At 28.3% G+C, this 12,797-nt stretch carries 3 protein-coding genes; all 3 read right to left on the bottom strand.

Annotation, left to right across the window (positions count from 1 at the left end):
• Positions 1-2,224, bottom strand: a 2,224-nt coding sequence (locus tag V2E24_RS00005) for a hypothetical protein (RefSeq protein WP_330500378.1), incomplete at its 3' end; no start/stop codon positions are given.
• A 276-nt stretch (positions 2,225-2,500) separates the two neighbouring features.
• Complete coding sequence (locus V2E24_RS00010) at positions 2,501-11,269, bottom strand: hypothetical protein (RefSeq protein ID WP_330500379.1); 8,769 nt, start codon at positions 11,267-11,269, stop codon at positions 2,501-2,503.
• 215 nt (positions 11,270-11,484) lie between these two features.
• Positions 11,485-12,672, bottom strand: coding sequence for a phosphopentomutase (locus V2E24_RS00015; RefSeq protein ID WP_330500380.1), 1,188 nt, complete (start codon positions 12,670-12,672; stop codon positions 11,485-11,487).
• Positions 12,673-12,797: the final 125 nt, after the last annotated feature.

The following is a 12,797-nucleotide window of genomic DNA, read 5'->3' on the forward strand; positions in this document are numbered from 1 at the left end:
TAATAATTTCTTCTTTTTGAGATTCATCTAATAAGCTATGAGGATTAGTTTGAACGCTTTGGATTAATTCATCTATTTTAGAAGAAGTTTGTAGTTTGTAATCAGATAATTCTTGTGCAGCAGCATCATTTTGTTGTTTTGCAATCTCAAGTGCTTGATCTAGTGATTCTATCGAAGTTTTTATATTTTGTAAAACAGTATTATTATCTTGACCGGCACTAAAATTATTTGATGTTAAAGTGGATTCGAGAGATTGAATTTTTGAGTTTAAATCACTGTATTGTTGTGGTGTTAAAAGGTTCTTGTATTCTTCTAATTTTTTCTTTGCTTCTTCAATATTGGTGTTTGCTGTTTGTTTAGCTATATTTATTTCTGGTAATATTCTTAAATTATCAACTGCATTCTGCAGTAAAGAAGATTCTGTATCTTGGGATAACAAAGATCCCGATACTAATTTTTCTTTTATTAAATTCAATTGATCTTTTTGTTGTGGTGTCAAAGCGTTATTAAAAATTTCATTTTGATCATTTTTAGCATTTTCTAATTCAATTAATTGTTTAAATTGCTCAACCTGATTATTGTAGTTTGTAGCTTTTGTTGCTAGAGCTTCAAGTGTTGGAATATCTACAACTAAATTTGAATTGTTTATTTCATCTATTATTTTTTGATAATAATTGGATAATTCTTTATTATTAGTATTTTCATCGATTATATTTTGCAACGAAGTTTTTAATTGTTCAATATTACTTTTTTGATCATCATATAGTTGTTGACCATTTAAGGCTTGAATTTGTCTATTTATTCCGTCAGTAGAAGTAAGATTCGAAAATTGTGTCCATAATTTGGTGTCAGAGAAATTCAGATTACCAGTTGATCCAGATAAATTAATGTAAGCTGATACTTGCTTTGTTTTACCACCACCAATTACTTCAGAATTATTTAGCTGTTTTGTAAAAACGGTACCACTAAAATTTTCTGGAAATGCACTACCGGTTTTATACAAGTTAAATGTGAAATAAATATAATCGTATTTAAAATTAAAATTTTCAACAAAAAAGCTATATCTATAAAATTTATCTAAAATATCTTGGGCAGATTTATAAATATTTTCTGCATTTAGGTTTGTAGATTGTGAAAAATTAATGTCATTATTATAATAGTGTTTATATATATTAGCAAAAGCGGGTAAGATATATGTTACATAAATTCTGTTTTGTCTATTATTTGTATACAATATTTGTCTACTTTGTATTATACCATTAGCATTTGCTCTACTATAAGCCATATTGAAATAACCTAATCATTTAGTAACTGAAAAATTGGTTATATTGGTATTTATTTGATTCTCCTGTGCATCAGTTTGTAAAAATAGGAGTAAATCGTTTTCGTTTCTTAGCATCCCTATAACTAACACTAACTGTGATGTAATAATACCACCTTGTATATTGCTTAGTTCATTATCTTTATCAACAGTTCAATTATTAGGGTCACCATCAATAAAATACTTTTGGCTTTTAAATGTAAAATTTTTGATTATTGTATCGTATAAAAAATCATCTTTAAAGAGAAATTTTAAATATTTAAATTTATCTTCCCCTTGACCTTCCGGTAATGCCAAAACAGCGTCTTTAAAAATTTCATAATTATTAAAAGCTTCATTTAAAAATGAATTTATTTCGCTTGGGCTTGATAAAGGATTTGTATTTTTGTATGAATCTCAAAGTTCAGAATTTTTAAGTTTATAATTCTCGAATGCATTTTTATATGTTTCGTTTTCTAAATATTCTGGATTTGAAAGCAATTTATATGTATTTAAACCACCTTCAATTGTATTGTTTAGAGCGGATAATTCATCTGTATTTTGTGAAAATTCCGTACCTCCAAATGTAAAAATAATTAAGTTAGAATAAACTTGTATAGATTCAAAATACATTTTAAGAACTTCTTTTCTTAATTCTGTATAAGATTGATAATCATTTATAGAATCCAACTTGTTTAATAAATAAGTTTTTTGACCAGCTGTAATCCCTGGTGTAAAGCGTTTATAAGTTTTCGCTTCAATTAATTCTTTTATTTGTTGCTTAAACTTTTCTATTTGTTGATCATTCAGATTTTGCTGTGTATTTACACTTTGCTCACTAGAAGATATAACAAAAGGTGCCATAGCTGTTGGGCCAATTCCAGCTAAAACCCCTGTTAAAATAATCTTTTTATTTTTCTTCATTTTTTATCCTTATAAGTTTAAAAATGCATCAAAATTTTTATGATTAAAATCACAAAAGCTTTTTGTGCACTTTCATTATATATATTGAAAATAATGACTAATATATATATATATATATATATAAGTGTGTATTTATAGAATTATTGCCATATTTTTGTTGAAAAATATTTACATATATATTAAATTTTGAATTAATTATATATTTAGAATTAATTCAATTTTTGTAATAAACAAAAAAGAAACTAAGTTATTCTTAGTTTCTTTTCTTTTACTTAATTATTTTCTACGTTTTTTAGCTAATAAGTAAATTCCGTATGTTCCTAAACTTAAGGCGATAGCAATAATTGAAATACCAACAATTAAAGCAACTTTAGCTGGAGAATTAGTTTGTGATTTTTGAGGTAATAATTGACTAATTTCTTGTTCGAGTTTGTTTTGAATTTCTTTTAATGATGAAAGCGAATTTGCATCCTTGATGTTTTGGTTTATTAAATCATTAACTTGTTTTTCTAATTGTTGTTTTTGTTCTTCGCTTAAGTTAGGATTTTGTTTAATTTCTTTTTCGATTAAATCGTTAATTTCATTAACTAATTTATCTTTAGCATTGTTTACTTCTAGACCTTTAACCTCATTTGAGTTAACGTAGTTGTAAATGTTTTGTAATTGTTGTTGTAATTGTTCTGAAGTGTTAGACTCATGCGCTTGTTGTTGTTTTTGCTTGATGTTGTTGATAATTTCTTGTTTTTGAGTTTCATTTAAATATTTATTGTCACTAATTGATTTGATTATGTCTTCAATTTTGTTATCAACATTAGCTTTTTCAATATTTAATTCTCTGTTTTTAACAATCTCTTGAGCTATTAAGCTTGTGATTTTGGCTTTTATTGCTTCAACTACAACATCAACATCACTAAAGTTGTTAATTTGATCCACTTTAGCTTTTTCAGTGTTAACTACTTCATTTAAGCTTTGTTTTTGATTTGGAGTTAAATCATTTTGTTGATTAATGCTTTGATTAATATTATCTAACGCATCTAAGAATTTTTCTCTAGCACTATTAAGTGCTTGATCACTTTCTTGTGCTTTTGCTAAGTTTTCTTTAGCTTCTTGCACAACTCTGTTAACATCAGGAATAATCTCTTGATTATTTAGCGTATCTTTAATTTGTTGCGCTTGAGTGCTTAAGTTTTGTTTTTGTTGTTCACTTAAGTTTGGATTATTGTTGATTTGTTCTAATAATTTATCAATTTCTGCTTTAGCTTCTTCTTTAGCGTTATTAAGTGGAATATTAGTTTCTTTATCATTTTGAACTGAATTATTAGCGCTTTGAGCAGCGTCTTTAGTAATTTGAGCTACGTTTTGAATATCAGCAGAATTGTTAATATCATTAATAGCTTCTTTGATTTTGTTAATGATATCCGCTTTTTGAGTTGGTGTTAATTCTTCATTGTTTTGAATTGAATTAATTAAGTTGTTTAACTGATCTTTAGCATTAGCTTTATTTTCGTTTAATTCTTTGTTAGTTTCTTTAAATTCTTGCACTTTATTTTCCGCTGATTCTAAAGATTGAGCAGTTAAATTATCTTCTACGCTAGTGTTGTTTTCTAGTGCTTGATCTAATTTGTCTTTAGTGTTGTTAAGAGCGTTGATTAACTCTTGTTTTTGAGCTGGTGTTAATAAGTCATTGTTTTGGATTTTATCAATTTCATTATCTACAAGTGCTTTTTGAGTTTCGATGTTTTCAACTGCTTTAGCTTTTTCAACACTTGAGTTTATTGAATCACTATCTTTAGCGTTTTCAATTTGCACTTTAGTGTTATTTAACTCATTTATAATTTCGTGTTTTTGTGATTCACTTAAATTAGGGTTATTTTGAACACTTTCAATAAGCTGATTAACTTGTTGTTGTGCTTGGTTTTTGTCATTGTTTAATTTAATATTAGCTTGTGATTCTTCACTAGCTAAGTTTTTAGCTTGTTGCAATGTATTTTGCACATCTGTGTTGTTTTCAGCGTTATTTAAGTTATTAATTTGTTCTTGTAATTTGTTTGCTAATTCTTGTTTTTGAGCTGGAGTTAATTGTTCGTTTGTTTGAATGTTATTAATAAGTTGTTGAATTTCTTCTTTAGCTGAGTTTTTAGCAGTGTTTAATTCGGTGTTTTGAGATTTGTCAGCTTCTAAAGCTTTATTAGCTTCGTTTCTAGCTTCTGCAGCGATTTGTTCAACATTAGGAATTTCTGAAGCGTTATTGATGTTATTTAATGCTTCATTAACCTTGTTGATAATTTCAGCTTTTTGAGTTGGTGTTAATTCTTCATTGTTTTGAATTGAATTAATTAAGTTATTTAATTGATCTTTAGCGTCAACTTTAGTGTTATTTAGTTCTTTATTAGTATCTTTAAACTCATCAACTTTAGTTTGAGTTGAATCTAAAGCGTTTTGCGCTAGATCAGCAGAAGGGTTTTGATTTGAATTAAGCGCTTGCTGTAATTGATCTTTAGCTGTGTTTAAGTTATTTACTAACTCTTGTTTTTGAGCTGGTGTTAATAAGTCATTATTTTGAACATTATTAATTTCATTATCTACAAGTGCTTTTTGAGTATCAACATTTTCAATAACTTTAGCTTTGTCTAATATTGAAGGTATTTGTGATTGTTCAGAATTATCAATTAAATCTTTTTGTTTTTGTAAATCGCTTACAATATTTTGTTTTTGTTCTTGGCTTAAGTTTGGATTATTATTAACTTTATCGATTAAATTATCTACTTGTGCTTTAGCGGTATCTTTATTTTGTTTTGCTAATGCCTGTTCCACAGCTTTATTAATTTCATCAGCGTTTTGCGCAGAATCAATCTCATCTTTAGCTTGTGTTAAGTTATTAATAATTTCTTGTTTTTGAGCTGGAGTTAATTGATCATTGTTATTTGTGTTTTCAATAGCTTGATCAATTTTTTCTTTAGCTTCTACTTGATTTTGAGCCAATTCTTTTTGTTCATTAATTTGAGCATTGATTTTAGCTACTTCAATGTTTTTGTTTAATTCTTTAAGAGTATCTTCGATGAATTTTGGATAATCTTGAGGGGTACCTTCATAATTATTAATAGCGTTTTTAGCGTTATTAATTTGTTGTTGAATTTGTGCGTTTTGTGCTATAGATAAGTTATTTTGAATGTTAGCATAATCGCTAAGCGCATTTTCAACTTGTTCTTTAGCTGTTTGCAGACTTTCATTTATTTGTTGCGCTAGTTGCTTAATAGCCTCAATTTCTTCTTTTGTTTTAGCATTGTTAATTAAATCTTCAAGTGCTTTTTGTAATGCTTCAGGAATATCTTTAGATATAGTATCTTTTGCATCATCTTTTTGATTTTTGTTTTGACTTTCAAAAATTTCTCTAGCTTTATTAATAGCTTGATTTAAAGCTTCTTGAGCGGCGTTTAAATTATTGGCTGCTTCAGTGTTGTGAGTTGAGTTTGCATTTTCAAAAGTATTATCTTGCACAGCCATTTTAGCTGCTTCTAAAGCTTCATTTAACTCTTGCATTTGCTCTGGAGTTAAATATTTAGCATATTCTTCGTTTAATTTTTCTTGTTCGCTTACAGCATCATTAATCTGATGTGTTGGTGTGTCAATGTTTTTAAACTCTTCAACGTTATTTTTTATTGTTTGTAATAATTGATTATCTTCATCACTTAAGATTGTACCCTCATTAAGTTTTTGTTTGATTTGTTCAAGTTTTTGTTGTTGCTCAGGTGTAATAACTTTTGATATTTCTTCTTGAGGGATGCCTAAATCATTTAATGATTCAATTGCTTTAGCTACATCATTTGCTTGAGCGTTTGATTTAGTTAGTGATAATTGTTTTGCTAATTCAGCGGCTTTAGTTTCTAGTAATTGTTTATAAGCTTCAGCCCCTTGATCAAAATTATTTAATTGATCTTTAGTTTGATTAATTAAAGAATTAAATTGTTGTTGTTGCTCATCTGTTAAAGAATTTTTTATTTGTTCAAACTCTTGAGCAGCGGTTTCTAAAGAGTTATTTAATGTAGATTGCTCACTTGCTAAAAATTGATTTAAATCACTAATTGCATCTAATTTATCTTTAGTGTTAGCTTGATCTATTTGAGTATTTAAATCTTGTTTTACACTTTCAGGTAAGTTAGCATTAATTGAATCTCTAACACTTGCTTTTTGCTCTTGGTTTTTAGAATTGTAAATATCTCTAGCTGCTTGTAATGCTTTTTCTAAGTTAGTCTTAGCAACCTCTAAAGCTTCTTTAGCTTCGGTGTTGTGATCTGTATCGTTATTGGTGAATACATTTTGGCTTACAGCTTGTTGTGCAGCGCTTAAAGCATCATTTAAAGCTTGTTGTTGATCTGAATTTAAATATTTATTATATTCATCTGATAATTTTTCTTGTTCGCTTATAGCGTTTGAAATATTTTTAGCCAAAGTGTTAATATTACTAAATTGTTCAATGTTATTAGGAATATCTTCTAATAATTTGGTTTCTTCGGCTTCTAATGTTTGACCAGCTTCTAATTTTTGCTGAATCTGACTTAATTGTTCTTTTTGGGCCGGTGTTAGCACTTTATCTAATTGTTCTTGAGGTAAATTTAAATTATTTAACTGTTCAATAGCTTTATTTACATTATTATTTTGTGCTGTTGCTTTTGCTAATTTTAAAGTTTTTAGTAAATTGTTTTGAGACTCACTCAATAACTCTTGATATTTTTGTGCGTCGCCATTAAAGTCATTTAATTTTGTTTCAATTTCAGAAATTTGTGAGTTAAAACTTTGTTGTTGAACTTCAGTTAATTGATCTACAATACCTTGATATTGATCTTTAGTATTTTGTAATTGGTCTCTAGTTTGGTTTTGTGTTTGTGTCAATTGATCAACTTGGCTCTGAATAGACTCTAATTTATTTTTATCGGCGTTTTGTGCTTGCGCAGTTAAATCTTGTTTTACACTTTCTGGTAAGTTAGATGAACTAATAACTTCTAAAGTATCTTGTTTTAAATCACCACTTTTACGTACATAAATATCACTAGCTGTTTTGATAGCTTCGTTTAATTGTGTTAAAGCGTTATTTAAATTTTCAATTCTTCCCAAGTTTTCAGGTGTATCACCAGCAACATACTGATTTTCATTTTTAACTTGTTTAGCATTTTCAAAAGCTTGATTTAAGTTTCTTAATTCTTCCTCGGTTAAATAAGGTGAATATTTAGCTACTAAAGGATCTTGATTATTGATTCTTGATTGCAATTTTTGAGCAACTTTGTACACATCCTTCAAGTCTTGAGCATTGTGTTGTAAAGTTGTTAGTAAAGAATCTTGTGACGGACTAATTGGGTTGCCCTCATCTAGTTCATTTTTAATTTGTTGAAGTTGTTGTTTTTGTTCTTCGCTTATAGCTTTGTTTATTTCGCTTTGAGGAATTTGCGATTCATTTAAATCGTTTATAGCTTTTTGTGCATCATTATATTTTGCCAATGATTGCGCAACACTTATTTTTTTATTTAATTCAGCAGTTTTATCATCTAAGAATTGTTTGTAATCTTGAGCTTCTCCACTAAAATTATTCACATCTTGTTTAAGATTATCTAAATACTGTTGAAGTTTTTGTGACTCCTCATCACCTAAAGATTCTCTAATAGTTCCGTAGATTGTCTTACCGTGTTCGATAGCCTCATTTAAAGAACTTTGTTTTTGGTTTAATTCATTAGCCAACGATTTTATTTGATCAACATCGTTTTTAAAAGCGGCTGAGTCAATTTGTGAAATTAAATTGTTTTTAACTGCTTGGGGTAAATTCTCTTGTAATTGATTTATAGCTTCTTGTTTATAAGAATTAGAAGAGTCTTGATATTGTTGTTTAGCCTCTTCTAAAGCTGTGTTAAGTTGTTCTTTAGCTTGTTGTAATTCCTGAATCAGAGCATTATTTTCATTTTTTGAATCTATTGCAAAATTACTACTTTGCAATGTATTGCTTGCGTTTTCAATAGCGGTTGTTAATTTTTGTTGTTGTTCTTCGCTTAAATATGAATTATATTGAGGGTTAAGATCGTTTTGCTTGTCAATAGCTGATTGCATAAAATCTTTTAATGATTTTATTTGTGCATATTGATTAATATTATTACTAATTACTTCTAATTTATTTTCATCATCAGGTGAAAGATTTTCCCCTCTTTTTATTTTTTCTTGTATATCTTGCAGATCTTGTTGTTGCTGTGTTGTTAAAACAGAATTTAAATCACCCTCATTTAAGTTTAATGACTCAATAATATCATTTACTTTATTTACGTTATTTTTATTTTCTACAGCCGAAACCATAGAATTAGCTTCATTTACAATTGAGTTTATTGTAGATGTTAGTGAATTTTCTTGAGGTTGTTGATCTTGTGAGTTTGATGAGATTGCATCAAGTGCTTTTTGTTTTTCTTGCTGTAATCTCGAAACTAAATCTTGAATCTGATCCTCTTGGAAATTATTATCTTCGTTATCTTGAACTTTTTGAATTAAGTTATCAATAGTATTATTTGCTATTGATTTGTTAGCTTCGGTTATTGCTGTATTAAAACTATCTTTAGCATTTTGGAGAGTAAGAGCGCTTTCAAGAGAATCTTTTTGATTTTCTAAATTTCTAATGATCTCAGATTTTTGTTCTTCGGTCAATAAACTATTAGGGTTATTTTTTACATTTTGAATTAAATCAGCAATTTTATTATTTGCTTGAGATTTGTATTCATTTAATTGTTCTTCAGCTACTTGATTTTGGTGTTCAGCCTTTTGTGCGGCAGCTTGAATGTTTGCCAATATTTGGTTTAGGTTGTCTATTTTTGCTTGATTATTTTCTTGGTTATTATCAGCACTAGTACTTGGTGAAAATGTGTTATTTGTTAAACCATCTCTAGCTGATTGTAATGCTGATTCTAATTCAGAATATTCTGAAGCAGATAATAAGTTTTTGTAACCCTCTAGCTTTGAATTTATATCATCTATTTGTGTTTGTATTTGAGTGTTTGCGTTTTGAATTTCATTATATTCTCTTACATTATTTTCAGACACTGTAAGAATATTTTTATCGTCTTCGCTTAGTTGCTCACCACTCAAGACTTTTTGTTTGATTAAAGGTATTTGTGTAATTTGCTCTTGAGTTAAACCAGCATAACCTTGATTTGAAGGATTAGATATTGTTTGTTGTAATTCTAATGCTTGTTTTACTTGTTGTTCATTTGTAATTAAGTTAGCGTTTACGTAATTATTTAATTCTAATTGTGGTAAAGTAACATCATTTGGAGAATATGGCGAATAAACATTAAGTGAACTTATATTTTGAATATTTTCATTTATTTTGTTTAATATTTTTGTGTATTCCTCTACCATTTGAGGGTTGTTTTGGTTATTTGCAATGATTTGATCTATTTGAGTTTTTTGCTCCTCTAATTTAGATTTTTGTTCTTCTAATTTAGAAAAACCGTTTAAGATTGTTAAACCTTTTCTTCAGTTATCTGCAGTAGGTGTAACGTTAGCTTGTGCTTCGATTTGCGCTAAATCATTAATTAGATTATTTAATGTATTAGCTTTAGAAATTTCTAAAGTTTTGTACGGAATAACATTTTCAAATCTTTGGCCATTATATGTGGCTGAAGAAGGGGCGTTATTTGCTGTACCATCTTGTCAAAAAAATATGCTTAGAGGATATCATTCTTGTTTAAAGTTAAAATTCTCAATAAAGAATTTTTTACTATTTATTTTATCGATAATATCTTTTGCTTGTGTATATTTTTGTTTAAATTCATATAAAACATCAGGACTAGAATTAAGCTGATTTACGTTTGTGTTGTAAAAATTATTGTAAAGAATAGCGTAATTTTGTGCAGTTGTTGCATTAGTATGCAATAAAGCAGAGGCACCTTTAATTCTAAATGGTGTATCTGATCCAAAAGCGTAAACTCTATAACCTTGAGTTGTAATATTACCTATATTAGCGTAATTTGAATTACCTATAGCTATGAATAAATTAGCAATTACCCCCCTAGTAAAAGTGAAACCAGATATTCATCCTATGCTGTTTCTTCCTTGTAAATCACCATTAAGTGGCGCGTTTGAGTTTTGCTGGGTTGTCACAGATAGTAAACCATAAACAAATGATCCGCGCCCATCATTCTTATTAACAAATGTATTGATTGTTTGTATATTTTGATTATCAGGGTTAGAACTTGATAAGCTTGCTAAACTTGTTCCAAAATTCAATATAGCACTTCTTGATTGATTAACAATATCTAATAAATTTTGCAAAGTAAAATTAGTTTCTGGGTTTTTTAGAGAATTTCATGCCGCTTGTGATTGATTTTTGTAAGTGTTTAAAGCTTGCGCATACTCTTGGTCAGATTCTCAATTTGGATATTCAAAAATTCTATATGTGTTAAATGAATCTTGAATAGTATCATTAAAAGAATTACCACTAAAAATTTCGTTAAAGTGTGGTCCTCCAAAAGTGTAGATAGTTACTAAATTAAATGCATCTTTTACCTGTAGAACCATTTGAAGTATTTGATCTCTAAGTTGGTAAATACTTTGAAAGTCATTGTCTTGTTTTTCGTCTAACTGACTAATATAACTATTTACTTGAGCTTGATTTAATCCACCTTCGTATTGATTTCATGTGTTTTGGTAGATAATCATTTTAACTCTTATTTTTACCATTAACTGTTCTATTGTTTCAAATAATTGGATTGATTGAATAAGAGTAGCTTTTGGATTTACTAATAAATCATCGCTTTGTTGTTTTAATTCTTTCAATTTTTGCAATTGTTCAGAATTTAATGGATAAGATTTTGAATTTATTTCATTCAAAATATCTTGCATTTCAAGGTTTTGATAATATAAATTTTGAAACCTTGCTTTTAAATCATTATTTGTGGAATTAGATTCTGTAGTATCAGAATTTTCTAATTCAGCAGATAATGTTAACGGAGTAATAGCTGTTAGGCCAGTTCCAGCTATAACCCCCGTTAAAATAATCTTTTTATTTTTCTTCATAATTTTTATCCTTATAAGTTTAAAAATGCTACAAAAATGTGTGCTAAAAAGCACAAAGTTATTTTTTGTGCTTTTTTATTATAAATAACTATTATTTCATTACTGATATATATATATATATATCAAGTAATATAGAATAATTTCCATTTTATTTATGGAAATTTATGAAAAAATAAAAAAACCAACACTTTTTTATAGTGTTGGAAAATTGATTATTAAACTAATTGTTCAAAAATATCATCACCTGTTTCGCTAACAATATCAGCACCAAAGTTTCTTGCAACTATGTTTCCAAGTGTTCCTAAACCTTCAAAATTAGGTAAGACTTTTGGTTTTTTAAATTGTTTGGAATAAATTGTTGCAGGTAAAAATTCTCTAGTGTGATTAAAACCAGGATAAAGTGGATCATTACCATGATCACTTGTCATGATTAATAAATCATCTTCTTTTAAAGAATTAATTAATTTGCCAAGTTTAACATCTAAGTTAGCAATATTTTGAGCGTATCCATGTACATCTCTTCTGTGTCCATAATGCGAGTCAAATTGAACTAAATTAGTAAAAATAAATTGATTTTTACCGTCAGCGTTAGCTAAGTCAATAGTAACATCCATTCCTTTATCATCACTACCGCTAGCGTAGTGTTTTGTTATTCCTTGTCCTACGAAAATATCATTAATTTTTCCGACACTAATAACTTCTACACCTTTTTTTTGCAATTCATTTAAAATCATCTCACGTGGTTGGTTAGCGTAATCGTGACGATTAAATGTTCTTGTGTATTTACCATTGTCACCTAAAAATGGTCTAGCTATAATTCTTCCTACGTTTCACTCAGGTTTGCTTGAACAAATTCTTCTAGCTTCTTTTGCGTAACGATATAAGTTGTCTAAACCAATTCACTCTTCGTGAGCGGCTATTTGTAAAACTGAGTCCATAGAAGTGTATACAATAATTGCTCCTGTGTCTTTTTGGATTTGAGCAAATTCATCAATAACTTCAGTTCCGCTACCGCTTCTGTTACATACAATTTTTCTACCATCAAAAGCTTTTTGTAATTCTTCAATTAACTCTTGAGGGAATCCATTTTCTGTAAAAGTAGGAAATGGAACAAGTGTTTTAATTCCCATCATTTCTCAGTGTCCTGCTAAAGTGTCTTTAGCGTTTGAAACTTCTTGTACTTTTGCCATATATGCAAGCGGTTTAGTAACATGATAGTTTCCGTTTAATTTTGTAATGTTACCAATTCCTAATTTTTTTCAGTTGTCAATTTTAAACTCTTCAGCTAAACTAGCTGAGTAAATTGTGTTGGCTCCTTTATCACCAAAGGCATTTTGATCACGATCAGCCCCAATTCCAAGCCCATCAGTAACGATCATAAAAATACGATTAAATTTAGGCATGTGCCTCCTTCATATTAATATTTTAAACTAAAATAACAACTGTGTTATTTTTAGATTAAAAATACCATATTTTTAGCCTTTGTTATTGTTCTAAAAACAAAATCAGCGCTAAGTGGCGCTGATTT

It is taken from the genome of Mycoplasmopsis ciconiae (assembly GCF_036350065.1).
GTDB classification, from domain to species: Bacteria; Bacillota_I; Bacilli_A; order Mycoplasmatales; family Metamycoplasmataceae; genus Mycoplasmopsis; species Mycoplasmopsis ciconiae.